Source organism: Bradyrhizobium sp. CSA112, assembly GCF_029051645.1.
GTDB lineage: Bacteria > Pseudomonadota > Alphaproteobacteria > Rhizobiales > Xanthobacteraceae > Bradyrhizobium.
Genome location: NZ_JAACFS010000005.1, coordinates 279209 through 303465 on the forward strand (window position 1 = coordinate 279209; position 24257 = coordinate 303465).

Here is a 24257-nt window from a genome sequence, read left to right on the forward strand (position 1 = left end):
CGGCTTACGGGACAAATCGGAAGAAACGGTTACGTTGGTAAAGAACGGTTAACGATTGGCAAACGCCTCGCGGTATCCGGCAAAAACGCCCTCGACCATCGCCTTCTGCGAAAAATGCTGGAAGATTCGTTCGCGCAGTGATTTGGCCCGCTCCTTCACCGCAGCCGGATCCTTGAGCGCGATTTCGATCGCATCGGCCATGGCGGCGGCGTTGCTGGGGGCGAACAAGGCATCGCCATGCGGGCCGAAAATCTCGGGGATGCCGCCCACGTTGGCGGCTATCATCGGAAGGCCGGCGGCCGCCGCCTCGATCACGACATATGGCATTGAATCCCCGCGGGAAGGAACCACCAGCAGCGAGCCCTTGGAGAAGCCCAGACGCGCTTTGACGTGGCCGATGAACCGCACGGCGTCGCCGAGGCGGAGCTCCCGTACCTTGGCCTTCAAGCTTTCGCTCTCCTCGCCATCGCCGGCGAGCGTGAGCGTCACCTTACGACCGTCGGCGCGCAGCCGTGCCACAGCGTCGATCAGGAGGTCGGCGCCCTTGATGTGCCGGAACTCGCCGACATAGATCAGGTCGGTAGCGTCTTCGGCTTTCACGACCGGATCGAATTCACTGGCGGTGACGCCGTTGAACACGCATTGCACCAATCCCTTCGGCGTGCCGATGGTGCGCTGATAGGTGTCGCGCGCAAACGCGCTTTCGAACAGAAACAGGTCGGTATCGTTCATCAGCGCGCGTTCGACACGGGCATAGATGTTGCCCTTCATCGTCGTCAGCGGATAGTGGAGCGAGCCGCCATGCGGCGTGTAGACCCGGATCCTGTCGCGGGAAGCGGTCCTCAAACGCATGAAGGTGCCGGCCTTGGCGCCGTGGCCGTGCAGCACGTCCGGCTTCAGTTGGCGGATCATGCGCTGGAATCGGGCCCACACCAGAACATCGCTCGGCAGCGGCTCACGGCGGATGGCCGTGCGGTGAACGCCGAGCTTGAGCCGGGGGGCAATTTCCGCCAGCGCCTGCTCGGCGCGTTCACCACCGGTGAGGCTGTCCGCGATGATGCCAACGTGATGGCCGCGCTCGGCCTGGCCGTTGGCGAGATCGAGGATATGGCGGAAAATGCCGCCGACCGGCGCACGCGTCGCGTGCAGGATACGAAGCGGCTGACCGTCAACGAGAGGCATGATCAGAACCAGCGCTTGCCGACGAGGACGGTGTCGCCGGGGCTGAGTGGGGTGCCTGATGGCACGACGAAACGCGCCGGTCCCGACGCATCGGTATGGGTCAGCGTGACGCGGTCGCGCCGCGCGCGTGGCGAAAAGCCGGCTGCAATGGCTACGGCACTCTCAGCAGTCATGTTGGGTACATACCATAGAATCGGGGCTGCCTTCGGACGCGATGGCGACCGGCGCGGTCCGGCCCATGCAGCCCGCAAGCGCCAGTGCAGCAGCCAGACATGGAACTGGGGCGAGCGCGCCTCGCATAACGGGAATCCTCGAAAAGTATCCGCCGATTAAGGGCTTTGATGGTTAACAAAAAATGACCGGGCGCGTGCGGCGCCCTGTTTGAGGGTGCAAACAGGGCAAGTTAACCCAGCGGCAACCATAATGAGGCAACCATAATGACGTGTACTCGGGCAGGGTTCGAGCGGACCAGCAGTTGCGTCCGCGGGGGTGTGCGATGCGTTTGGCGTTCTGGCGTGCAGGCAACGACAAGCCGGCGATGCGACGGGCGATGGCAAGGCCCGCGCCTTCGGCGCAGAAGCCCGTCGCCGCATCCGAATCCGGCGATCTCGATCTGCATGTGCTCGGTCATGCGCTGATGCGCAAGCGGAGCTGGATCATCGTCCCGACGGTGCTGGCGCTGGTAGCGTCGTTGGCCGCGGTCAACATGATCACGCCCCGATACAAGTCGGAAGCGCGTATCCTGGTCGATGGGCGCGAGAACATTTTCCTGCGGCCGACCGGCGAGCGCAACGAGGAGCGCACCGCGCTCGACGCCGAGGCCGTCACCAGCCAGGTGCAACTGCTGCAATCGCGCGATCTGGCCCGCGAGATCGTCAAAAAGAACAAGCTTGCCGAGTTGCCTGAATTCGATCCGGTGCTGCGAGGCTTCTCGCCGATCAAGTCGCTGCTGGCCCTGATCGGCATCGGGCGCGATCCGTTTTCGCTGACGCCGGAAGAGCGCGTCTTGGAGGCCTATTACGAGCGCTTCACGGCCTACGCGGTCGACAAATCCCGCGTCATGGTCGTCGAATTCCAGTCGCGCGACCCAGAACTCGCCGCACGCGTCGCCAACTCGATCGCGGAAGGCTATCTGGTGCTGCAGCAGGACGCGCGGCAGGATCAGGCGAAGGCCGCGGGCCAATGGCTTTCCGGCAAGATCGACGATCTGCGCAAGAAGGTTTCGGAAGCCGAATCACGGGTCGAGGATTTCCGGTCCAAGTCGAGCCTGTTCGTCGGCACCAACAACACCACGCTGTCCAATCAGCAGATGGGCGAGTTGAACACGCAGTTGAACAACGCTCGCGCCTTGAAGTCGGATGCGGAATCCAAGGCCCGGCTGATCAAGGAGATGCTCCAGGGCGGCAGGCCGATCGAGGCTTCCGAAGTGCTCAATTCCGAATCGATCCGGCGCATGTCCGAGCAGCGGGTGACGCTGCGCGCGCAGTTGGCCGAGCAGTCGTCGACCCTGCTCGACGGCCATCCTCGCATCAAGGAACTCAAGGCGCAGCTCGGCGATCTCGATCGCCAATTGCGCGAGGAGGCGAGCAAGATCTCGCGCTCGCTTGAGAATGACGCGCGCCTTGCTGCCAGCCGGGTTGACGGTCTGAAAGACAGCCTTGAACAGTTGAAGAAGCAGGCGACATCGAGCAACGGCCAGGACGTGCAGCTCCGCGCGCTCGAGCGCGAGGCCAAGGCGCAGCGCGAACTGCTCGAATCCTATCTCGCCAAATACCGCGAGGCGACGGCCCGCGAGAACATCGAGGCGGCGCCGGCTGACGGCCGCATCATCTCCCGTGCCACCGTTTCCAACACCCCGGCCTATCCGAAGAAGCTGCCGATCGTGCTGATCGCGACGCTGGCGACCTTGCTGCTCACTTCGGGCGCCATCGCGACCGGCGAACTCTTGCGCATGACCGCGCCGCGGGCCCGCGATGCGATTTCGCCGGAAGTTGCGCTTGAAGCTGCGCCCGCTATTGCCTCTGCGGTGCCGCTGGAGCCTATGCGCGCGTCGTCGATCGTGCCCCAGCTTCCCGCGCCGCCAACTGTCGAGGCAGACGACATTCCTATGCCGGTGTCGAGCGAGCCCTGGATAGATGCTCCCCGCATGGATCACCTGGCGGAAGCCGGTGAGATCGAGCAAGTCGCGGACGTCCTGGTGAACGCTGGAGCTGCGGCGCGCAAGGTGACTGTGCTGGGGACGGCATCGAGCGAGAGCATCACACTGACCGCGCTGACGCTGGCGCGGCTGATCGCGCAGCAGGCGAAAGTCGTGGTTGTCGATCTCGCGGGCTCTTCGTCTGAGATCACGGCGGTATCGGTCGATCCGGCTGCGCCCGGGCTCGCAGAACTGATGCAGGGCGAGGCGTCATTTGCGCAAATCATCACCAGGGATCGGCAGTCGCGCGTTCATCTCGTCAGCGCCGGACACCCTGGCTTCGACCGCGAGCAACTCCAATCGCCGCGGCTGACGCTTGCAGTCGACGCGTTGCTGCGGGTCTACGACCATGTATTGCTGGATGCCGGCACGGCCTCCGATCTGCCGGCCGAATTGCTGACGTCGCACGCGCGGGCGGTCGTGGTGCCGGATGCATCGATGGCCTCAGATGCGCGCACGCTGATGTGCGACCAGCTCAAGGCGGTGGGTTTCTCCGAGGTGACGATGCTGAGCAAGCCGTGCCAGGCTTCGGATGCAGTCGAACCCGGCCCGCGCGTCGTGGCGGCTTGACGAGAGATGTATCGACGTCATTGCGAGGAGCGCAGCGACGAAGCAATCCATATTTCAGCAAGCGGTGAAATGGATTGCTTCGCGGAGCCTGTCATCGGGCGGCGCTTCGCGCCGACCCGTTGGCTCGCAATGACGGGGTGAGAGAGTTTTCCTAACTGAACGCGTTGCGCAGCTTTTGCGCCATTTCGAGCAGCGCCGGATTATGCTTCACCAGCCGCTTGGTGCGGTTGAGGCTCGACATGACGCTGGCGGCAAGCTTGCCGCGCTGGCTGAGCGGGATGAAACTGTCGAAGATCGGCTCGTCGCTCTTGCAGAACAACCGCTTGTAATCGTCCGATCCGATTCCGAGGTCGAGGGCGCGATAATCCTGTCCGGCATAATGATCGATGATGTCGCGCATCAGGATCAGGCCGGGGCTGTATTTCGAATTCGCCGACATCGTGTAGGTATTGAACATCATCGAGAACCGATGGCCGTCGGCGACGCCGGCGAAGATAGCGATCACTTCCTCGTCGCATTCCAGCGCGTGGATGTCGATGGCGTGCCTGCCGCCGGCGAGCGGCGCGGTGCAGGCGCTGCGGACGAATTCCTCGATGCCGGGATCGGCGAACACGTTCGGCAGCTTCTGTTCGGCCATCCGCAGCGGCTTGACGCGGAAGAACCAGTCAAGCAGTCGGGTGATGTCGGCCTCTGACGACGCAATGTAACTGCGGTAGCCGGGCAAGGACTGCAGCTTGCGTTCCTTGCCCTTGAGGCGACGCCGGAACGAGTTGCTGACCAGCGCCGCGGGCGCGGCGCCAGGCTCCATCACCAATAGCGGGCAATCATTGGCGGACGGCTGATGCGGCAGCAAGGCAAGTGGATTGGGCAGATCGCGCCAGCGAAGCGGTTGCTGGTGCAGCGCGAGGACGTCGGCTTCGGACCGTTGCGATATCGCCGATATCAGGCCATCGAGATCGGCTTGCGTTGCGCTTGCGGCGAAATCGCGGTCGAACAGCGCCATGTTGAAAGTGGAATGCTTGCCGCCCATGAAACTGGCGCAACGCGCGCCATAGGCGTGCCTGAGCGCGAGCGGGAGCAGCACCAGCGGGCGGCGCTCCGCGTCGTAGGCGATTACGATAAAGGGAGCGAGACTGTCGCGCTCGCCGACCTGCCGCTGCCAGGGACTGAGGAAGTCGAACCGCTGATACGGTGTGAAGAAGGTTTGCGCGCCTTCCAGGTTGCGCCAAATACCTTCCGCCGCGGCCAGATCGTGAACGATGTCGATGCCGGCGATGCGGCTCGCCTTTGACCACGTTCCTGCATCCGCCGTCCGGTCTTCAATCGCGGCAGCCATGGTCATCGCAGAGCCCGTGCTATATGAAATTGTTTACAAATTTCGGCTTTGGCCGACCTTCGCAGGGAAATGTCAACAAAGGGTAATACAATCGGTGCGCGGCGGGGCAGCGCGACCGTATGGTGGGGACGGGAACGTTGGCGTCGGATATCGGAATTTGGCGGCGGGCCGGAATGGAGCTCGCCTATTTCAGCGGCTACTTCAGGCTGAAGCAGCACGAGACCGGCGGCGCAGGCGTCATTTTGCGCTTCGAGCGCGTGCGTCCGCGGGATTCCCGGCGGTTTCAGCCGAACCGGTGGCGCGAAATCACGCCGCAATTTCTCGATCGGACCATCCGCGCGCTGAAGCGCTGGGACTTCGATCTGATTACGATGGACGAAGTGTGCCGGCGGGCGGTAACGCTGCCGAAGGCCAATCGATTTGCCTGCCTGACCTTCGACGGCGGTTGCAAGGATGTCATCACGCAGGCTTATCCCGTACTGTCGAAGCACGGCGTGCCCTTCACCGTCTACCTGCCTACCGCGTTTTCCGACGGGCTCGGCGAAGCCTGGTGGCTCGCGCTGGAAGACATGATCGCCAGCGAGGATCGCATCAGCCTGGTGATCGACCGCCAGGAGCGGCGTTTCGCTACCGGCAGCACGCCGGAGAAGTATGACACTTTCGAATTTCTGGCGAGTTGGATGCGGACACTGCCGCCGCCGGATCTTTCGTTCGCGATCCACGACCTCTGCACGCGCTATTCCGTCGATCTCGCGGCGCTGTCGCGAGCAGCGTCGATGGATTGGGGCGATCTGGCGAAGCTCGCCGCCGATCCGCTGGTGACGATCGGCAGCGCCACGGTGAACAATCCCGCGCTGTCCAACCTGAAAGCAGCCGACGCGCAACGCGAGATGACGATGGGCAAGGCGGTTGCGGAGACCGCCTTGCGCCAGCCCGTCAGGCATTTCGCCTATCCGTTCGGCGACCGGCAATCCTGGCGCCGGGAACATGTCGTGATGGCGCAGGAAGCAGGTTTTGCCAGCGCGGTATCCACGATCCCGGGTGTCGTCGAGGCCAAGGGATATACAAATCTGCATGCACTGCCGCGGATCGCCTGGGACGGACGGCAGCGTTCGCTGCGCATGATGCGCGTGATGCTGTCCGGAATCATGTTTCCGCCGGTCAGGCCGACCAGGGACAATTGGGTCTAGAGCATGATCCGGAAAAGTGGGAACCGGTTTTCCCTCGCGACAAACGCGGAACGCGTTTGCGCGGAGATCATGCTCAAATCAACGAGCGACCGCATTCAGGTGGCGCGATCGGGCCGCGACATCCAGCTCACGATCGGCATTGCCGGCAGCACCCATCCGAGCCCCGCCACGACATAGAAGATCGCCTGCAGCAGGCCTGAACCGGCCAGCCATGGCGTCTGGGCAATGGTCATTCCGAGTAGCGACCACACCACGACCAGCACCAGCAAGGCGATGGTTCCGAAGAATTTGCGGGTGCGTATCGTCATGGCGGATATGTCAGCCTCGTGGCGGGTTGCGCGCGGGAAGGGGCGGACTATAAGGGGCGCGCCAATTCAATCAAGCGCGCCTTCCAGGCGGGCCGAGATGGGTTTTATGACCGGTAGTTCCGCACAGCAGGCCCCGTATCTCGGCGCCGTCAGATGGTGGCTGATCGCGGTCGCCGCGCTGATTGCGGTCATGGTGCTGGTCGGCGGCGCCACGCGGCTGACGGAATCCGGATTGTCGATCGTGGAGTGGAAGCCGGTCACCGGCACGTTGCCGCCGCTCAACGAGGCGCAATGGGTGCAGGCGTTCGAGGGCTACAAGGCCATCCCGCAATACCGCGAACTCAACGCCGGGATGAGTCTTTCGGAGTTCAAGATCATCTTCTGGTGGGAATGGAGCCACCGCCTGTTCGGGCGCGTGATCGGCGCGGTCTATCTGCTGCCGTTCCTGTATTTCCTGTGGCGCGGCGTGTTGAGCACTGAGCTGAAACGGCGGCTGTGGCTGATCTTCGCGCTCGGCGCGCTGCAGGGCGCGGTCGGCTGGTGGATGGTCGCGTCGGGCCTGTCGCAACGGACCGAGGTCTCGCAGTATCGTCTGGCGACGCATCTGGTGCTGGCCCTGATCATTTTTGCCTCGATCGTCTGGACGCTGCGGCGGATGAGCGCGCGTCCGCAGCCCGTTGTCCCGATGCGGCTGAAGCTCTCCGGGGTAGCTCTGCTCGTCCTGACTTTCATCCAGCTTTATTTTGGCGCGCTGGTCGCCGGCCTGCGGGCGGGCAGGGTCTACAACACCTGGCCCGAGATCGACGGCGCGTTCATTCCGTCGGCGGCGAGGCTGTGGTTCGAGGAGCCGTGGTGGCGCAATTTGTTTGACAATACGCTCACCGTGCAGTTCGAACATCGCATGACCGCCTACGCGCTGTTGGTGCTGGCAGTTCTGCATGCGGTCGATGCGGTCCGGTCGCGGGCCGGTACGGCCGTGATCGGCGGCGCGTGGTGGCTGGTGGCGGCGATCGTCCTGCAGGCGGTGCTCGGCATTCTCACTTTGCTGCATCAGGTGCCGATCGACCTCGCGCTGGCGCATCAGGCGATGGCTATCGTCGTCTTGAGCCTTGCGGTTCTGCAGACCGAGCGCCTGGTTGCGCGGCGCACTGAGATCGACCGGCAGAAGCTGGTGATGCCGCTCGGCCAGCACGGCTGAAATTGAGTAATTCTAATCTGACGCGATTGCTGGAAATCCCCAGTTTGCAGGGCTTTCTTCGCCTTGACGTGTTTGTGTGGCATCGGACCGCTTTACTTGAATGGCCTGCGCGATAAAACGAGCCAAAACAGGTTCGTTCCATGTCCTCAGCATTCATCCAGGCCGCCGTCATTCTGCTCCGCGAGGGGCTCGAAGCCATGCTCGTGATCGCAGCGCTAGCGGGCTATCTGACCAAGGCTGGCGCGGGGCACCGCATTCAGGCGCTCTATGGCGGCGCGCTCGTGGCCGTGGGCGCCAGCTTCATTGCGGCCTGGTTGTTTGCGGTACTGAACTCGGGCGAGCACAGCGACATCCTCGAAGGCGTCATCATTCTCGTCGCCGCCGCGCTGATGCTCTATGTCAGCGGCTGGTTGATGGTGAAGCAGGATCCACGCGGCTGGCAGGAATATCTCGCCCAGAAGGCAGACCAAGCATTGTCGCAGGACACGGTGTGGGCGGTCGGCGCGCTCGCCTTCCTGGCGGTGTTCCGCGAAGGCGCCGAAACCGTGCTGTTCATCAACGCGCTAGCGACGACCGAAGGCGGCTGGGGCGGCGGCCTATTCGCCGGCCTTGCCGCGGCGACGGCAGTCCTTGCCGTGCTGTTCTATTTCATCAACCTGATTGCGCGAAAGCTTCCGCTGCGGCCATTGTTCATCGTCACCTCGGCGTTCCTGTTCGCGATGGCGATCAAGTTCATCGGCGAGGCCGTGCAGGAGTTCCAAGAACAAGCGATCATTACGGTCACCGACGTCAAGGGCTCGGCATTCCTGACCGCGATCGGCCTGAACCCGACGATGGAAGCACTGTCGATCCAAGGCCTGGTGATCCTGTTTGCGCTTGCGACCTATTCGGTGGTCCAGCGCAACAACCGCCTGATGCGCGAGGACCGCGCCGCAATGCGCGCGGCCGAGTAATCTGCGGAAAGCTACGCTGCCTGCCGATTGAGTCCCAAATGGTCGAGCCCGATATCGAGCGCGGCTGAGCTGTGGGTCAGCCAGCCGGCGGAAATCAGGTCGACACCGGTCGCGGCGATCGCTCTGGCGGTCTCGGCCGTGATGCGGCCTGAAGCTTCCGTGATCGCCCGGCCGCCCGTCATCGCCACCGCCTGACGCAGTTCCTCGACCGTCATGTTGTCGAGCAGGACGGCATCCACGCCGATCGCAAGGGCCTGTTCGAGCTGCGACAGCGTATCGACCTCGACCTCGATCTTGACGAGATGCCCGGCATGCGCTTTTGCGCGCTCGATCGCGGTCCTGACATCGCCGGCGAGCGCAATATGGTTGTCCTTGATCAGGATAGCGTCGTCGAGGCCGAAGCGGTGATTGCTGCCGCCGCCGGCGCGGACCGCGTATTTTTCCAGCGTGCGCAATCCCGGCGTGGTCTTGCGGGTGCAGGCGATGCGCGCCTTGGTGCCTTGCGTGGCTGACACCAGCGAGGCCGTCGCGGTGGCGACGCCGCTGAGATGGCAAAGGAAGTTCAGTGCGGTCCGTTCGCCGGTCAACAGCCCGCGCGCCGGCCCCTCGATCGCGGCGATCACGTCTCCCGGCACAACGATGCTGCCGTCAGGCCGCTCCGTGGTAAGCCGGATGGCAGGATTCACGAGCTGAAACGCGCACCGCGCGATATCGAGCCCGGCCACAACGCCGGGCTGGCGCGCGCGCAGCACCAGCGAGGCTTGCCTGTCGGCTGGGACGATCGCATCCGCCGTGATGTCGCCGGCGCGTCCGAGGTCTTCGAGCAGGGCGGTGCGAACCAGCGGCTCGTACATAAGAGGCAGAAGCGGGGTTAGTGTCACGGCTGGATACTCCCAACAGACAGAGATCCGGATTCAACAATGTCGCTGGCGGTGTCGAGCGTTTCCGCTAGCGAGACGGAAGACGGCATGGCCGAGGGTAGGGTCTCGGGGTAGTCGTTACGGTAGTGGCCGCCACGGCTTTCCTCGCGGCGCCAGGCGGCGATGGCGATCATCAATCCCACCAGCGCGGGATCGGAAGCTGCATTTCTGCCATTGGTGATCGGGTAGAGGCTGCGGATCACGCGTTCGATACCGTACCGGTCGCGGAGCACGCCGAGGCCTTGCGACAGGATCGGCCGCACGGCTGAAGGATCGGATGCAGGCGCAAGCGCGTTGATCGCGCGCGCTTTCAACGCGCTGCGGCTCGCGCCCTGGATGCTGTCTGCGACCCACTGGGCGCAGACAATGGCTTCCATCAGTGAATTGCTGGCGAGCCGGTTGGCGCCATGCAGGCCGGTGCGGCTTACCTCGCCGCAGGCCCAGAGGCCGCTCACGGTGCTGCGGCCTTCGATATCAGCCGATATCCCGCCCATGTGGTAATGCACCGCCGGCCTCACGGGAATCGGATCGGTTGTAGGATCAATCCCGGCCATTTTGCAGAACGCAGAGATGACGGGATAGCGCTTGGCGAAGTCTTGTCCCGGACGTTTCCGTGCATCGAGGAAGACGCGATGTCCTTCCGCGCGGCGCCGCCAGACCGCGCGCGCAACGATGTCGCGGGCCGCAAGCTCGGCACCAGGCTGGTCTGCCATGAAGCGTTGCCCGGTGTCGTCGATCAGGATCGCGCCGTCGCCGCGCACGGCCTCGGTCACCAGCGGCATCGGGCGTGACGGCCCGTCGAAGGCGGTTGGGTGAAACTGGATGAACTCGAGATCGGAGAGCAGTGCCCCCGCACGTGCCGCGAGCGCAAGTCCTTGGCCGTAACAGCCACTGGGGTTGGTACTGTCGAGAAACAGGCCGCCAATACCGCCCGTTGCGAGTACGACGCGAGCGGTGTCGATCACGAACGCGCCCTGCGCGTTCACGGCAAGCACGCCCCTGATGGAGTTGTCTTCGACGATCAGGCTCCGCGCCTCGACACCTTCAAGCAGGGTAACCGATGGACAGCGGCGCACCACTGCGATCAGCGCGCGCATGATCTCGCGCCCGGTGCCGTCGCCGGTGGCGTGCACGATGCGGTTACGGCTGTGTGCGGCTTCGAGGCCAAGCCGCCAGCCGCCGTCGCGACGCCGGTCGAAGGCGACGCCGAGCCTTGCGAGGTGCTCGACGGCCGCGGGTGCTGCGTGGATGATCTTGCGTGCGACCACTTCATCGCAAAGCCCCGCGCCTGCGGCCAGCGTATCGGCGAGGTGCAGGGCAGGGTCGTCATCGTCGCCCATCGCCGCGGCAAGCCCACCTTGCGCCCACAGGCTCGATGCTTCAGCGCCAAGCGGCGCCTTCGACAGCAGCACGACCGGCTCGGGTGCCAATTGGAGCGCGGTCATCAATCCGGCTGCGCCGCCGCCGATGATGATGGGACGGTTGGCCAGCGCTGAAATCTCCGTGCTCATATTGCCAGCATCCTTTCGACAGCACGCCGGGCTGATACCGCGATGGCAGGATCGATCGTCACCTCGTGCCGGCCAGTCTCCAGTGCATGGCGGATGTTCTTCAGCGTGATCCGCTTCATGTGCGGGCACAGATTGCAGGGCCGAATGAACTCCACGTCTGGATGGAGCACCGCGACGTTGTCGCTCATTGAGCACTCCGTCAGCAGCACGACACGAGGCGGGCGTTTTTGGCCGACGAAGTCCGACATCGCCGCCGTCGAGCCGGAGAAATCGGCTTCCGCGACCACCTCGGGCGGGCACTCTGGATGCGCGAGGATGGTCACGTCAGGATGATTTTCGCGCAATTGCCGGACGTCGGACGCCGTAAACAGCTCGTGCACCTCGCAATGGCCTTTCCATGCGATGATCTTCACGTCCGTCTGCGCCGCGATGTTCTGCGCGAGATATTCATCCGGCAGCATGATCACGCGCTCGGCGCCGAGCGACTCCACAACCTTGCGCGCATTGCCCGAGGTGCAGCAGATATCGGACTCCGCCTTCACCGCCGATGAGGTGTTGACATAGGTGACGACGGGAACGCCGGGATAGCGCTGCCGCATCAGCCGCACGTCCTGCGCGGTGATTGAATCTGCAAGCGAGCAGCCCGCGGCGAGATCGGGGATCAGCACGGTCTTTTCCGGGTTCAACAGTTTGGCCGTCTCGGCCATGAAGTGCACGCCGGCCAGCACGATGATGTCGGCATCGACTTTGGTGGCTTCGCGCGCCAGCAGCAGGCTGTCGCCCACGATGTCGGCGACGCCGTGAAAGATTTCCGGCGTCTGGTAATTATGCGCGAGGACGACGGCGTTGCGGCTGCGCTTGAGTTCGAGGATGGCGTCGACGTCCTCGGCGAAGATAGCCCATTCAGGCGGCGGGATGACCCGTTTGACCCGGTCGTAAAGCTCTGCGGAACGCGCGAGTGCAGTGGAGCTGAGGTTCGCCATTTATACTCTCCTTGAGTATATCTTGGCTTATACTTATCCTGAGCATAATCGATGTCAAGTGCGCGAGAGCGGGAGCTTGGTTCCGGCGATCGCCCGTTCCGCCAGCACGGCATGGCGGAACCGGAATAATTTGGCCGGGCGACCGACAGTGTCGGCGGCGATTGCGCCAGTTTCCTCAACGAGTTGTTGCTGCTCGATCAGGCGGCGAAAATTCTGCTTGTGCACCAGCCGGCCTGCAAGCGCCTCAACGCTGCGTTGCAATTGCAGCAGGGTGAATTCCGCCGGCATCAGTTCAAACACCACGGGACGGTATTTGATTTTGGCGCGCAGCCTCGCGATGCCGGTCGCGAGAATCCGGCGATGATCTCCGATCATTTGCCTGCCAGGGATGACGGCAGTGGCATCTGCCCCGTCACGCACCGCTTCCGGGATCAGGCCCGCCTCATAGAGCAGCTCATAGCGCTGCAACACCAGTTCCTCGTTCCAGTCGCGCTCGTCGAGACCAAACGTAATGGTGGCGCGCTGCCAGCGTTCGCGCTGCAGGGCCGTGGTCGCGGCGGATTTCGCCCACGCCCGCAGGCGGGACGCCAATGTCTTCGCCAGCGATGCGGGTAGACCGGCCCGGCGGTCCTCCCAAGGGAAATACTCGTACCAGCCGGACCAATGCGCCTCAAAGCCCTGGCCGACCTTGTCTTCGCGGGTCAGGCCCAGATAGCTGATCGAGATCGAATGCGGCGACTTGGTATCTCCGGCCCGCCCGCGATCGGCGAAAGTGTAGAGCTGCTCGACATAGCCGAGCGGATGGCCGGTCTGCGCCTCGACCCACGCCCGCAATCCCATCTGCAGCGAGCGGTGCGTAAATTCGAACGGGCCGCTCGGCAGCGCGCCGTCGTTTGCGATGGTCATGATCTTGGGCTCGCCGTCGGTGACGGCAACAAGGACGGCGACCAGATCCGCCGTGATAGCGTTGGCAGCGCCCGTCTTGCTGGTTTTCCGCAGTGCCCCTGCCACGTCGGTCGTCCGTCTCCGTTATTGGCTAATGCGCGTTTAGCAATATCCGTACACGCCGCAAGCGTACGGCAAACGGTTCCAATAGGGACCATAGGACGGGCCGCCGTAGTAGGGGCCGTCGTAGCTGTAGGAATGGTTGGTTCCGTAATAGCCGGGCAGCGTCGATGAGCCCGGCAGCAGCGGTGTGCCGTAGACGCGCGGCGCATAGGGCACAACGCCCACCGGCGTGAACAGCACGTCGGGATCCTCTTCCTCGACCACCAGCGTGCGGCCGCGCCGCACGTAGAGCGGTGCAGCAGCAGGCGCGACGGTCGTTCGGTACTTGTAGTGCGGTCGCGGAAGGCCGGGCGGCAATTGGCTTGCCGCTCGAACCGTAACGCTCTTGGTAGCGCTCTTGGGAGCAGGGGTGCCGTCGGCGGCGGCAGTGCCGATCGCGAAAATCGCGACCAGAAATGGCATCATCCAGCGCAGCATCGTTGGCTCCGAATCATCGAGGGCGGCTCAGCGCCACTTTATGCCGGAATGAGCGTTAACGAGAGGCTTGTCGTTTCGGGCTGATCCCGTCATTCCGGGGTGGTCCGAAGGACCAGACCCGGAATCTCGAGATTCCGGGTTCGATGCTGCGCATCGCCCCGGAATGACAGTCATCACGCACCAAGCGCCTGCTCTAAATCCGCGATCAGATCTTCCTTGTCCTCGATGCCAATCGACAGGCGCACAACATCGGGCGCGGCGCCGGATCTCACCTTGGCGGCGTCGTCGAGCTGGCTGTGCGTGGTCGACGCCGGGTGAATCACCAGCGAACGCGTGTCGCCGACATTGGCGAGATGCGAGAACAGTTTCAGGTTCGACACCAGGTTGACGCCGGCGTCGTAGCCGCCCCTCAGGCTAAAGGTGAATACTGCACCGGCGCCCTTCGGCGCGTATTTGCGTGCGAGCTTGTTGTACTTGTCGCTGGCGAGGCCGGCATAGTTCACCGACGCCACGGCAGAATGGCCGGCAAGGAATTCCGCGACCGCCTTGGCATTCTCGCAATGCTTCTGCATGCGCAGCGGCAGCGTCTCGATACCAGTCAGGATCATGAAGGCGTTAAACGGGGACAGCGCCGGACCGAGGTCGCGCAAGCCCAGCACGCGGCAGGCGATCGCGAAGGCGAAATTGCCGAAGGTCTCCTGGATCCTGATGCCGTGATATTCCGGCCGCGGCTCGCTCAGCATCGGATACTTATTGTCCTTCGACCAGTCGAAGGTGCCGCCGTCGACGATGATGCCGCCGAGCGAATTGCCGTGGCCGCCGAGAAACTTCGTGAGCGAATGCACGACGATATCGGCGCCGTGGTCGATCGGACGGATCAGATAGGGCGTCGCCAGCGTGTTGTCGACGATCAGCGGCACGCCGGCCTTGCGGGCCACTTCCGCGATTGGCTCGATGTCGGTGATGCTGCCGGCGGGGTTGGCGATCGATTCGATGAAGATCGCCTTGGTGCGCGGCGTCACAGCGCGCTCGAAACTGGCGATATCGTCGGGGTCGGCCCAAGCCACGTTCCAGCCGAAGCTCTTGAATGCATGCGTGAACTGGTTGATCGAGCCGCCATAGAGTTTTCGCGCGGCGATGAACTCGTCGCCCGGCATCAACAATTGCTGCAGTACGACAACCTGCGCCGCGTGCCCGGAGGCGACCGCGAGTGCTGCGGTGCCGCCTTCCAGCGCGGCTATGCGCTCTTCCAGCACGGCGGTGGTTGGATTGCCGATGCGGGTATAGATGTTGCCGAACGCCTGCAGCCCAAACAGCGAGGCGGCGTGGTCGGCATCGTTGAACACGAAGGACGTGGTCTGATAGATCGGCGTCACCCGCGCGCCGGTGGTGGGATCGGGCTGCGCGCCGGCATGCACGGCAAGGGTCGAAAATCCCGGGAGACGGTCGGTCATTCTTTGCGTCCTGTTCGTTTGACTTGCTCGAAATGCGCTGAAGATGCTGATGGCAGGCGGGTCCGCCGTCAAGGCGAGGCGTTCACATGTGGCGGATTGGAAACGGGCCTGCTTCGTTAGGCCGCGACTTCGGAATAATCGTTTCTCATTGCGCTACGTCGGCTCGCTTTTGTTCTTTGCGGCGCGATCCGATGCCGCCGTCGCGCCGCCGCCGACGCTCATCCGGTTCAGAGAGAGCCGCATGCCCTGCGTCGGGATAGGCGCGCGCTTCGAACTCAGCGTACGCGAGTTGACTCCCATCCATGAAATTTCCGACGACAGCCGTCCATACTCGATCTTCGGACAGCGGTTCATCACGACCTTGAGGCCGGCGGCTTCGGCCTTCTCGGCGGCCGCGTCGTCGCGCGCGCCGAGTTGCATCCAGATCACTTTCGGCGGCGGCGACAATGTCAGGGCCTCGTCGACAACAGGCATGATGTGGCTGGAATTACGGAAGATGTCGATCATGTCGACGGGATGGCCGATATCCGCCAGCGAGGCGACGAAGGGCTTGCCGAGCAGGCTCTTGCCGACATGGCCTGGATTGACCGGAATCATGTCGTAGCCGCGCTGCGCCAGATATTTGAAGGCGAAGTAGCTCGGCCGCACATTGACCGGCGACGCGCCGACCATTGCGATCGATTTCACGGAGTTGAGGATGCCGCGGATGTAATTGTCGTCGTAGGCGTCGTGGTTCATCTTCTATCCGGCTGGTCATTCCGGGGCGATGCAAAGCATCGAACCCGGAATCTCGAGATTCCGGGTTCTCGCTTCGCGAGCCCCGGAATGACGACGCAGAAATTGCGTCGTCACTTGTCCTGCCACTTCGGCTCGCGCCTCTCGATGAAGGCGCCGATGCCTTCCTCGGCGTCGCGCGCCATCATGTTCTCGGTCATCACTTCCGCCGCATAGCGGTAGGCGTCGGCAAGGCTCATTTCAGCCTGGCGGTAGAACGCCTCCTTGCCGAGCTTAACCGTATAGGCGGATTTGAGCGCGACCTTTTGCGCCAGCGCGATCGCCGCATCGCGTTCGGTGCCGGCGGGCACGACGCGGTTGACGAGGCCGATATTCTTCGCCGTCGTCGCCGAAATCGGCTCGCCGGTCAGCAGCATTTCCATCGCCTGCTTGCGCGGGATGTTGCGCGACAGCGCCACCATGGGCGTCGAACAGAACAGACCGATATCGACGCCGGGGGTGGCGAAGCCTGCAGCCTCGGAGGCGACCGCGAGATCGCAGCTCGCCACGAGCTGGCAGCCGGCGGCGGTTGCGATGCCTTGCACGGCAGCGACGACAGGCTTCGGCAGATGCACGACAGCCTGCATCATCGCACTGCAGGCGTTCATGATGTGCCCAAAATAGGCGCGGCCGCGATCGGCATCGCTGCGGCGTGCGGTCAGTTCCTTCATGTCGTGGCCCGCGGAGAAGGCCGGACCGTTGGCTGCGATGACGACGGCGCGGACGCTGTTGTCGTCATGGATTTCGTTCAGCGCGCCGTGCAGCTCGGCGATCAGGCCCTCCGACAGGCTATTGCGCGCCGCCGGCCGGTTGAGGGTGAGCAGGCGGATGCTGCCGACGTTTTCCTGCAGCAGGATCGGAGGTTGCGGCGTCGGTGCGCGAGCAGTCTGGGCGGGCATCTCTGAGGTTTCCACTCCAAGATTTTCATTTGGGTTTTGATGACAACCTAATGTAACAGGCGCTCTGATGCGAGGGCAGGGTGGCATGGCGGCAGCGAAAATGAGCGTGGCTGAGCTGGAGAAGTTCCTCCGCGAGGAATTTCCGCAGGCCTTCAGCGACGGTGACATCACCATCGAGAGCGCCGACGGCGAAACCTGCCTGCTGCGGCGGCGCTATGACGAGCGGATGCTGCGTCCAGGCGGCACAGTGTCGGGGCCGACGCTGATGGCGATGGCCGATTTCGCGATGTATGTGGTGCTGCTCTCGGCGATCGGCCCGGTGGGACTGGCGGTAACGACCAACCTCAACATCAATTTCCTGCGTAAGGGCCTACCAGGCCAGGACGTGCTGGCGGCAGCACGCCTCCTGAAGCTCGGCAAGCGGCTTGCGGTCGGCGAGGTCAACCTGCTGTCGGGCTCGTCGCCCGATCCGATCGCCCATGTGACGGCGACCTATTCCATTCCAAATACGTGAGGTTTTTAGCGGTAACATTACACCATATTTATAAGATACTGTTTTTACAGGATTTATTTGTGTGTCTTGGCGTTGACGGACGGCGCGCTGTTCTCTAGAAACCCGCCAGTTCGGCGCATCTGGCGCCGATTTCCATTTTGACGGAATTCCTCACATGAAAACCTATTCGGCAAAGCCCGCCGAGGTGACGAAGAAGTGGGTCTTGATCGACGCCAAGGGTCTGGTGGTCGGACGGCTCGCCACCCTGGTCGCCATGCGCCTGCGCGGCAAACACCTCCCGACCTACACGCCCCATGTCGACTGCGGCGACAACGTCGTCATCATCAACGCGGCGCATGTCGTGCTGACCGGTCGCAAGCGCGACAACAAGGTCTACTACAAGCACACCGGCTTCATCGGCGGCATCAAGGAACGCACTGCCAAGTCGATCCTCGAGGGGCGCTTCCCCGAGCGCGTGGTTGAGAAGGCCATCGAGCGCATGATCCCGCGTGGTCCGCTCGGCCGCGTGCAGATGGGCAATCTGCGCGTTTACCCCGGTCCTGAACATCCGCATGAAGCCCAGCAGCCCGAGAAGGTTGATATCGCTTCGATGAACCGCAAGAACATGAGGGCCGCATAAGATGTCGGATACCATGCAGTCGCTCGACCAGTTGGCGTCGCTGAAGACGGCCGCTCCGGAAGCGCCGAAATACGTCAAGAAGGTCGACAAATATGGCCGCGCCTATGCCACCGGCAAGCGCAAGGACGCGGTCGCCCGCGTCTGGATCAAGCCGGGCGCCGGCAAGATCCTGGTCAACACCCGCGAAGTCGAGGTCTACTTCGCCCGTCCGGTGCTGCGGATGCTGATCCAGCAGCCGCTCGTCGCCGCCGCGCGCTCCGGCCAGTACGACGTCATCTGCACGGTTGCGGGCGGCGGTCTGTCGGGCCAGGCGGGTGCCGTGCGTCACGGCATCTCGAAGGCGCTGACGAACTTCGAGCCGGATCTGCGCGGCGTGCTGAAGAAGGGCGGCTTCCTGACCCGCGATTCCCGCACCGTGGAGCGCAAGAAGTACGGCCGGGCGAAAGCGCGCAAGTCGTTCCAGTTCTCGAAGCGCTAATTGCTTCGCTAAAATTGCAGCGATGGCTGCACCCATCGAACGAAAAAGGGCGCCGATCGGCGCCCTTTTTTGCTTACCATTTAGTGATCAGTTACCACGGGTTTTCGTGAAAACTTGCTTACCCGCACAAACGGAATTGGAACACGGCGCTTCTAGTGTCCACCGTGCGATGGCGCGAAATTGCATTTTCAGTGTGCGCCGAACAAGTTGCATCACACGCGTTCGGGTGAGCCCATGTCGTTCGATACGTCCACGCTGTATTTGTTTGCCACAATGGTTGCAGGCATGCTCGGGGCCATGCTGTTGCTGTTCGGCAAACAGGAAAATATCCCGGCTTTGAAGTGGTGGGGGGCCGCCTATCTGCTTGGCGCAGCCTCGGTGGCGATCTGGACTATCGGCGGCGCCAAACTCGGCGACACGTTGCTGCTGGCGCTGCACGCGGTCGGCTTCGTGGCCTGCGGCATGGTCTGGAACGCCGCGCGTGTATTCCATGGTCGCAAGCCGAATCTGCTGGGGCTATTGCTTGGTGCGATCGCCTGGGTCGGCATCGCGCTGGCTCTGCCGTCGCTCAACCCCGCCATGCGGCTGATCGTCGGTGCTGCGATCGTTGCGATCTACGCAACACTAGCGGCTTCCGAATTGTGGAGCGAACGGCGGCGGACGATGCAGAGCCGCTGGCCGACGATTGCCGTGCCCGTGATGCATGGCTGCGTGCTGATGCTGCCGATCCTGCTCGGCACCCTGCTGCGCCCGCATGACGAAACCTTCACCAGCAGCATCTGGGTGACGGCGTTCTCGATCGAACTGGTGCTGTATGCGATCGGCACCGTGTTCGTCATCTTCATGCTGGTGTCGGACCGCGCCGTAACGGTGCACAAGACCGCGGCTTCGGTCGATGCCCTGAGCGGAATGCTGAACCGCCGCGGTTTTTCGGAAGCCTGCAACCGGGTGATCGAACGCGAGGCCGCCGCGGGCCGGCCGGTGACGGTCATGATTTTCGACATCGATCATTTCAAGAGCATCAACGACCGCTTCGGCCATCCCGCGGGTGACGAGATCCTCAAATTGTTCTCCACCGTCGTGGTCAGCAATTTGCGCATCAGCGACCTGTCGGGGCGGATCGGCGGCGAAGAGTTCGCAGCGTTGTTGGCGTGTTCGCTGGACGAGGGCGTGATCGTGGCCGAGCGCGTGCGCGAGGCGTTCGAGGCGTCCAATATCGTCTGCGAGCAAGGTCCGGTCGACACCACCGTCAGCATCGGTGTCGCCGGCGGACCGGCGGGCACGGAGCTGGAAGTGTTGCTGGCGGCGGCCGATACCGCGCTCTATCAGGCCAAGCGCGGCGGCCGTAACCGGGTCGAGGCTGCGGCGGAACTGCCGCTGTCGCTGGAGAACTGGCGGCGCAAGACCGCCGGGCGCGCGGCTTCGCAACGCCAGGTGCCGGCGACGACCTAATCGTCCCGCGCGAACAAAGCGATATGTCAGGAGATTGATGCAACACTTTGGATTCGGTGTCGGCCGCAAAGGCGCGCGGTAACTTCCCGTTTACCATTCCGTCCATATCATCTGCGCCATGGATTCACTACGCAGACGAAACCCGCAGGCTGCCCTGGTGTCGCTCGAAGCGGACGCAGCCTCCGCCCGTGGCGGGTTTGCCTGCATGTTCTCGACTTCGGAAGAATTCGAGATGGCGCTCATCACCGAGCGCCGTGCGCAGGGGCATTACGATCAGCGCAGAATGCGCTGGCCTGCCATAATGTTCGCCGGCTGTGCGCTGATGGTCGCCGGCGCTGCGCTGCTGTTCGGCTAACCGCCAACTCTCCAATCACGACCTCACTTCGCCAGCGGATCGGGGCGTACCTGAATGTGCACCGCGCGCGGCTTTGAGCCTTTGCCGCCCTCCATCAGCCAGGGTGTGCGGTCGCCGCTTGAACTCCACAGACCACGGCCTTTCCAGCCTGCGCCCGGATCGTCGATGCGCCCGTCGAGGCCCTTGGCGAAAAAGCCGAGCGGATAGGGGATGCGCAGCATCACCATCTGCCCATCCTTGAGGGCGACGAACCCGTCGTTGAGGTTGGCGGTGGAGATCGGGATGTTTTCGCCGAGCCCGGTCGTATTGTGGTGATCGACCCAGGTGTAATAGCTCGCCTCGGCGCTGGAGTTCTCGAAGCCTTCGAAGCCGGGTCCCGGATATTTGAAATAGGAGAAGCCTTCCGGGCAGTGATTGCCGGTGGCTTCCGGCCCGTTCAGCGGGTTCTTGCATTTGCTGCGATCGAAGCGGATCAGGCTCCCGTTGGAGCCCGAGCCCCAGAGCACGCCGTTCTTGTCGATATCGCCCCCGCGGACGCCGATGCCTTCCTTCGGAATGGCATAAAACTCCGACAGTTTGGTCTTGGGATCAAAGCGCATGAAGCCGGGCGGCCCGACGAACACGTTGACGGTGTACCAGACCGAGCCGTCGGTCGGATGCGGCATCACGGCGTAGGGGCCGGAGCCCGCGATCCGCATATCCTTGCCGGCCTCCGCCGGCTTACCCGGGTCGGTATATTCGTCGACCTTGCCGTTGCCGTTGGTGTCGAGCACGAATGGTGCCCATCCCTGTGCTTTGACGGCATCGCCGGTCTCGTCCCATAGCCTGGTATTCACCCATCCGGCGACCGGGCCGGTCCCCGAGAGCCACAGCGTATCGTCGGCGTCGTAGCCGAATTGCGGATGATGGGTGCCGAAGCAGGTATCGACGAAGCTGTACTTCTGGGTCTTGGGATCGAATACCGACACTTGCCGTCCCGAGCGTTCGAGCGGAAACGCCTTGGCCGACGGGTGATCAGACCCCTTCTTGCAATACGCCGGATTTTCGATGCCGCGCACGGCGGCCGCCAGCCACAGGCGGCCCTTCTTGTCCAACATGCTGTTGTGATTATTGGTCCGCTGGCTCCATATCTTCTCGTCGCCCCAATAGGCCGAAGGGCTGACCGGATTGAGGAGGGCCGTGCCATGCAGCGGAGGGCCGAACGATTCCGGCGCGTTGGGATCGGCGACCGGCATCTTTGAGAACGTCATCTTGTGCGTTTTGGGATCGAGGATCGGCATGTCGTCGGAGGAATATTCGTTCGCGCCGAACAGCGGGCCGTAGGCGTTGACGGTCGGATAACGCCGGTCCGAGGAGATCAGGTCGTGGACGAAGTGCTTTTCGGTCGCCCATTCCCAGGACGAGATGACGACGTTGCGCTCGATGCCGGCCGGCCGCGGCGGTTTTTCTTTCGGCAGTTCGCCCTTGGCCACCCGGTCGGTCCAGTCGCCGAAATATTTGAACGGCACGCCACCCATTTGCCCGGCGAGCCGGTTCACCATCCATTCGCCGGTCTGCCCTGCGGCAACACGGCGCATCCAGGCTTCCTCGTGCGATTTGAATTCGCCGAACCCGCCCGGAATCGTGCGCGTGGATTCCTGGCCAAGCTGATGGCAGCCGATGCAGTCGACGTTGTTCATCCGCTGGCGCCAGATGTCCTGCGTGATCTCCTTCGGAATCTCCGTGCTGCCGCCGAAATCCTTCGCCGGCGGAATCTTCATCATCGTGTACCAATAGATTGCCGAGTAATAATGGGCCGCCGCCGCCTCGTTTGGCGCCGGAACCGCCGTGAGGTTGACTTGCTGGCCGGGCTTGGCCCGCATCTTGGGTGAATCCACGAGCCCGTAGCCGCGGACCCAGATGGCGTAGTTCACGTTCGGCGGCAAGTCGGGGATCACGTAGCGCCCCTGATCGTCGGTGACGACGATCTTGGCGAATTTCGTCGGCAGCTCGGTGGTCTCCGCGATGACCCAGACGCCGGTCTCCGGCCCGTTCGGTCCGCGCACCACGCCGCCGATATCGTCCTTGTCGATTGCGACCGCCGGAAGCTGCTGCGCATGCGCTGGTCCGGCCGACAGGCTGAGCATGCTCGTCGCCGTGGCCAGCGTGAAGGAGAACAGGATCCGACCGAAATTCATCGTTTCTCTCCCCGTGACCGTGAGCTTGTCGCTCTTGTTTGGCGCGAGCCTACACCAAACAGGGTTGAGGCGAGAGCATGTCGCCTGCACGATTTCGTCATGCTTGACGCCGCCAGCGTGCGTCGCAGCAACTCCGATGCGTTGCGTCTGCCTTTTGCTTTTTTAGGCGGCTGGGTTAGACACGCCAGTTCTCATGTGGAGGCACAACTCGAATGATTACCGAAATCGCACAAATCGACGTCAAGCCGGGCACCGAGAAGGATTTTGAAGCTGCCGTCGCCCAGGCGCGTCCGCTGTTTCTGCGGGCCAAGGGCGGCAAGGGCTTTGAGCTGCATAAATCGATCGAGAAGCCGCAGCGTTACCGGCTGATGGCGCAATGGGAGACGCTGGAAAACCACACCGTGGATTTTCGCGGCTCAGAGGACTTCACCGCCTGGCGCGCCCTGGTCGGGCCGTATTTTGCTGCTCCCCCCGAAGTCGAGCATACCGAGACGGTACTGACCACGGCGGACTGAAGCCATCAGCCGGCCGCGATCGCGACGTGCGAGGCTTCCGCCTTGAAATGGTCGATCATCACCTTGGCGATCGCCATCAGGGGCAGCGCGAGCGCCAAGCCCCAGATGCCGAAGACGACGCCGAGCAGGATCTGGAACGCAAACAGCGTGGCCGGCGGAATATCCAGCGCTTGACGCTGGATGATCGGGGTCAGCACATAGCTTTCCAGCGCGTGCACGCCGAGGAACAGGATGAAGGCGGAGAGGGCCGCGACCCATCCGGAGGCGAGACTCGCGAGCACCACGATCAGCCCGCCGAGGATCGCGCCGACGGTTGGGATGAAGGCGAGAAGTCCTGCCTGGATGCCCAGGATGAACGAGCTCTGGATGCCGATGATCGATAGCCCGATCCAGGTCACCAGAAACACCGCGACCATGGTGATGATCTGCGCGATCAGCCAGCGCTCCAGCGTATCGCCGATCCGGTCGACGATCATGATCGCCCGCGTGCGGTGCCTGGCCGGCGCCATGAACAACAGGCCGTTACGGTAGACGCTGGGCTGCGTCGCAAAGGCTATGCCCAGGAACAGCACGATAAAGAAGTTACCGACCGCGCTTGCGGTGCCCAGAATCAGTTTCAGGCTCTGGCTGAAAATGGCGCCGCCGCTGGCCGCAATCGTGCCGGCGCTGGGAAGTGCGTGCGGCGTCGGCGTCGCGCTTTGGGCGGCCGGCGAGGCATCATCCGACGGCGACGACACGGTGCCGAAATCGAAAAAGCTGGTGTCGATGCCGTTCCGTTCCAGGAAGCCCTTGACGTTGACGAGCTGCGACTTGAGCGTGTTGCTCAGCGCCGTCGTCTGCTGGGCGATCGTGGTGCCTCCGAGAAAGACAATGCCCGACAGCATGCCCGCGACCACCAGGCAGACCATCGTCAGCCGCAGCGCATGGGGGAGCCGCACCACGCGCCCGAGCAGATTGCTCATGGCGTTGAGCGCGACACCGAGCAGCATGCCGGTAAATATCAGGAACAGCGTCGCGGCGAAGTGCCAGGTGAGCGCGAGCAGTGCGGCGAACAGCACGACACCTATGCCGCCGACTGAGATCGCCCACGCCAGATCGTTGCGGGCCTGAAGGCGATTGTCAGCCGGACCTGTCACGTTGATTCCTTCTCGTGAGACATTGCTCAGCCAGTCATTCGCCAGAATCGG

The 24257-nt window shown here is 63.3% G+C and carries 23 protein-coding genes and 1 pseudogene; 10 read left to right on the top strand and 14 right to left on the bottom strand.

All coding sequences use genetic code 11. The annotated features are described in order from the left end of the window. Positions 1-48 precede the first annotated feature (48 nt). Both GWE18_RS13685 and GWE18_RS13690 read right to left on the bottom strand, forming a co-directional pair. Positions 49-1182, bottom strand: coding sequence for a glycosyltransferase family 4 protein (locus tag GWE18_RS13685; RefSeq protein ID WP_275186249.1), 1134 nt, complete (start codon positions 1180-1182; stop codon positions 49-51). A gap of 2 nt (positions 1183-1184) precedes the next feature. Beyond that, positions 1185-1367: pseudogene (locus GWE18_RS13690) on the bottom strand (polysaccharide export protein); the annotation flags it as partial. Between the two features lie 311 nt (positions 1368-1678). On the opposite strand from GWE18_RS13690, the gene GWE18_RS13695 reads away from it, so the two are divergent. Next, on the top strand, positions 1679-3949 hold the full coding sequence (locus GWE18_RS13695) for an exopolysaccharide transport family protein (protein WP_275186250.1): 2271 nt from the start codon (positions 1679-1681) through the stop codon (positions 3947-3949). 151 nt (positions 3950-4100) lie between these two features. Here GWE18_RS13695 and GWE18_RS13700 read toward each other — a convergent pair whose 3' ends face one another. Continuing rightward, a complete protein-coding gene (locus GWE18_RS13700; RefSeq protein WP_275186251.1) occupies positions 4101-5291 on the bottom strand; it encodes a GNAT family N-acetyltransferase in 1191 nt (396 codons plus the stop codon). 167 nt (positions 5292-5458) lie between these two features. On the opposite strand from GWE18_RS13700, the gene GWE18_RS13705 reads away from it, so the two are divergent. Next, positions 5459-6475, top strand: coding sequence for a polysaccharide deacetylase family protein (locus GWE18_RS13705; protein WP_275186252.1), 1017 nt, complete (start codon positions 5459-5461; stop codon positions 6473-6475). Between the two features lie 95 nt (positions 6476-6570). On the opposite strand, the gene GWE18_RS13710 is transcribed toward GWE18_RS13705, so the two are convergent. After that, complete coding sequence (locus tag GWE18_RS13710) at positions 6571-6783, bottom strand: DUF2842 domain-containing protein (RefSeq protein ID WP_275186253.1); 213 nt, start codon at positions 6781-6783, stop codon at positions 6571-6573. Positions 6784-6889: 106 nt separating this feature from the next. Here GWE18_RS13710 and GWE18_RS13715 point away from each other — a divergent pair, with 106 nt between their 5' ends. Further along, a complete protein-coding gene (locus tag GWE18_RS13715; RefSeq protein WP_275186254.1) occupies positions 6890-7981 on the top strand; it encodes a COX15/CtaA family protein in 1092 nt (363 codons plus the stop codon). Between the two features lie 140 nt (positions 7982-8121). Continuing rightward, the gene (locus GWE18_RS13720; protein WP_275186255.1) at positions 8122-8934 is read left to right on the top strand and encodes an FTR1 family protein; all 813 of its coding nucleotides are present in this window, start codon (positions 8122-8124) and stop codon (positions 8932-8934) included. Between the two features lie 11 nt (positions 8935-8945). On the opposite strand, the gene nadC is transcribed toward GWE18_RS13720, so the two are convergent. From nadC to GWE18_RS13760, 8 genes are all read right to left on the bottom strand, one after another. Continuing rightward, on the bottom strand, positions 8946-9815 hold the full coding sequence (nadC, locus tag GWE18_RS13725) for a carboxylating nicotinate-nucleotide diphosphorylase (RefSeq protein ID WP_275186256.1): 870 nt from the start codon (positions 9813-9815) through the stop codon (positions 8946-8948). Next, complete coding sequence (locus GWE18_RS13730; protein ID WP_275186257.1) at positions 9812-11365, bottom strand: L-aspartate oxidase; 1554 nt, start codon at positions 11363-11365, stop codon at positions 9812-9814. The genes nadC and GWE18_RS13730 overlap by 4 nt, the downstream gene beginning before the upstream one ends. Then, on the bottom strand, positions 11362-12348 hold the full coding sequence (nadA, locus tag GWE18_RS13735) for a quinolinate synthase NadA (protein WP_275186258.1): 987 nt from the start codon (positions 12346-12348) through the stop codon (positions 11362-11364). Before nadA ends, GWE18_RS13730 begins: the two co-directional genes overlap by 4 nt. Positions 12349-12402: 54 nt before the next feature. Beyond that, a complete protein-coding gene (locus tag GWE18_RS13740; protein ID WP_275186259.1) occupies positions 12403-13359 on the bottom strand; it encodes a hypothetical protein in 957 nt (318 codons plus the stop codon). Positions 13360-13395: 36 nt separating this feature from the next. Further along, on the bottom strand, positions 13396-13833 hold the full coding sequence (locus GWE18_RS13745) for a hypothetical protein (RefSeq protein ID WP_275186260.1): 438 nt from the start codon (positions 13831-13833) through the stop codon (positions 13396-13398). 173 nt (positions 13834-14006) lie between these two features. Next, on the bottom strand, positions 14007-15287 hold the full coding sequence (locus GWE18_RS13750) for an O-acetylhomoserine aminocarboxypropyltransferase (protein ID WP_275186261.1): 1281 nt from the start codon (positions 15285-15287) through the stop codon (positions 14007-14009). Between the two features lie 153 nt (positions 15288-15440). Next, complete coding sequence (locus GWE18_RS13755; RefSeq protein ID WP_275186262.1) at positions 15441-16025, bottom strand: CoA-binding protein; 585 nt, start codon at positions 16023-16025, stop codon at positions 15441-15443. A gap of 110 nt (positions 16026-16135) precedes the next feature. Then, positions 16136-16960, bottom strand: coding sequence for an enoyl-CoA hydratase (locus GWE18_RS13760; protein ID WP_275186263.1), 825 nt, complete (start codon positions 16958-16960; stop codon positions 16136-16138). An 85-nt stretch (positions 16961-17045) separates the two neighbouring features. Between GWE18_RS13760 and GWE18_RS13765 the strand changes: the two genes are divergently transcribed. From GWE18_RS13765 to GWE18_RS13785, 5 genes are all read left to right on the top strand, one after another. After that, positions 17046-17474: a PaaI family thioesterase gene (locus GWE18_RS13765; protein ID WP_057849436.1), complete on the top strand. Its 429-nt coding sequence runs from the start codon at positions 17046-17048 to the stop codon at positions 17472-17474. Positions 17475-17628: 154 nt separating this feature from the next. After that, a complete protein-coding gene (gene rplM / locus GWE18_RS13770) occupies positions 17629-18093 on the top strand; it encodes a 50S ribosomal protein L13 (RefSeq protein WP_057849437.1) in 465 nt (154 codons plus the stop codon). Position 18094: 1 nt separating this feature from the next. Then, entirely contained in the window at positions 18095-18571 is a 477-nt protein-coding gene (rpsI, locus tag GWE18_RS13775) for a 30S ribosomal protein S9 (protein ID WP_275186264.1), read from the top strand. 234 nt (positions 18572-18805) lie between these two features. Beyond that, positions 18806-20023, top strand: a complete 1218-nt coding sequence (locus tag GWE18_RS13780; RefSeq protein ID WP_275186265.1) for a GGDEF domain-containing protein — start codon at positions 18806-18808, stop codon at positions 20021-20023. 118 nt (positions 20024-20141) lie between these two features. After that, positions 20142-20378, top strand: coding sequence for a hypothetical protein (locus GWE18_RS13785; protein WP_275186266.1), 237 nt, complete (start codon positions 20142-20144; stop codon positions 20376-20378). Positions 20379-20401: 23 nt separating this feature from the next. Here GWE18_RS13785 and GWE18_RS13790 read toward each other — a convergent pair whose 3' ends face one another. Beyond that, positions 20402-22555 carry a carboxypeptidase regulatory-like domain-containing protein gene (locus tag GWE18_RS13790; protein WP_275186267.1) on the bottom strand — a complete coding sequence of 718 codons (2154 nt, stop codon included), beginning with the start codon at positions 22553-22555 and terminating at the stop codon, positions 20402-20404. Positions 22556-22767: 212 nt separating this feature from the next. On the opposite strand from GWE18_RS13790, the gene GWE18_RS13795 reads away from it, so the two are divergent. Continuing rightward, complete coding sequence (locus GWE18_RS13795) at positions 22768-23070, top strand: antibiotic biosynthesis monooxygenase family protein (RefSeq protein WP_275186268.1); 303 nt, start codon at positions 22768-22770, stop codon at positions 23068-23070. Between the two features lie 5 nt (positions 23071-23075). On the opposite strand, the gene GWE18_RS13800 is transcribed toward GWE18_RS13795, so the two are convergent. Continuing rightward, on the bottom strand, positions 23076-24206 hold the full coding sequence (locus tag GWE18_RS13800; RefSeq protein WP_275186269.1) for an AI-2E family transporter: 1131 nt from the start codon (positions 24204-24206) through the stop codon (positions 23076-23078). Positions 24207-24257 lie beyond the last annotated feature (51 nt).

Coding starts and splice junctions, on each gene's coding strand:
- rplM (WP_057849437.1), top strand. CDS start 17,629: ATGAAAACCTATTCGGCAAAGCCCGCCGAGGTGACGAAGAAGTGGGTC.
- GWE18_RS13715 (WP_275186254.1), top strand. CDS start 6,890: ATGACCGGTAGTTCCGCACAGCAGGCCCCGTATCTCGGCGCCGTCAGA.
- GWE18_RS13790 (WP_275186267.1), bottom strand. CDS start 22,555: ATGAATTTCGGTCGGATCCTGTTCTCCTTCACGCTGGCCACGGCGACG.
- GWE18_RS13695 (WP_275186250.1), top strand. CDS start 1,679: ATGCGTTTGGCGTTCTGGCGTGCAGGCAACGACAAGCCGGCGATGCGA.
- GWE18_RS13755 (WP_275186262.1), bottom strand. CDS start 16,025: ATGAACCACGACGCCTACGACGACAATTACATCCGCGGCATCCTCAAC.
- GWE18_RS13765 (WP_057849436.1), top strand. CDS start 17,046: ATGGCGGCAGCGAAAATGAGCGTGGCTGAGCTGGAGAAGTTCCTCCGC.
- nadA (WP_275186258.1), bottom strand. CDS start 12,348: ATGGCGAACCTCAGCTCCACTGCACTCGCGCGTTCCGCAGAGCTTTAC.
- GWE18_RS13750 (WP_275186261.1), bottom strand. CDS start 15,287: ATGACCGACCGTCTCCCGGGATTTTCGACCCTTGCCGTGCATGCCGGC.
- GWE18_RS13730 (WP_275186257.1), bottom strand. CDS start 11,365: ATGAGCACGGAGATTTCAGCGCTGGCCAACCGTCCCATCATCATCGGC.
- GWE18_RS13785 (WP_275186266.1), top strand. CDS start 20,142: ATGGATTCACTACGCAGACGAAACCCGCAGGCTGCCCTGGTGTCGCTC.
- GWE18_RS13705 (WP_275186252.1), top strand. CDS start 5,459: ATGGAGCTCGCCTATTTCAGCGGCTACTTCAGGCTGAAGCAGCACGAG.
- GWE18_RS13760 (WP_275186263.1), bottom strand. CDS start 16,960: ATGCCCGCCCAGACTGCTCGCGCACCGACGCCGCAACCTCCGATCCTG.
- GWE18_RS13795 (WP_275186268.1), top strand. CDS start 22,768: ATGATTACCGAAATCGCACAAATCGACGTCAAGCCGGGCACCGAGAAG.
- rpsI (WP_275186264.1), top strand. CDS start 18,095: ATGTCGGATACCATGCAGTCGCTCGACCAGTTGGCGTCGCTGAAGACG.
- GWE18_RS13685 (WP_275186249.1), bottom strand. CDS start 1,182: ATGCCTCTCGTTGACGGTCAGCCGCTTCGTATCCTGCACGCGACGCGT.
- GWE18_RS13745 (WP_275186260.1), bottom strand. CDS start 13,833: ATGCTGCGCTGGATGATGCCATTTCTGGTCGCGATTTTCGCGATCGGC.
- GWE18_RS13700 (WP_275186251.1), bottom strand. CDS start 5,291: ATGACCATGGCTGCCGCGATTGAAGACCGGACGGCGGATGCAGGAACG.
- GWE18_RS13710 (WP_275186253.1), bottom strand. CDS start 6,783: ATGACGATACGCACCCGCAAATTCTTCGGAACCATCGCCTTGCTGGTG.
- GWE18_RS13720 (WP_275186255.1), top strand. CDS start 8,122: ATGTCCTCAGCATTCATCCAGGCCGCCGTCATTCTGCTCCGCGAGGGG.
- GWE18_RS13780 (WP_275186265.1), top strand. CDS start 18,806: ATGTCGTTCGATACGTCCACGCTGTATTTGTTTGCCACAATGGTTGCA.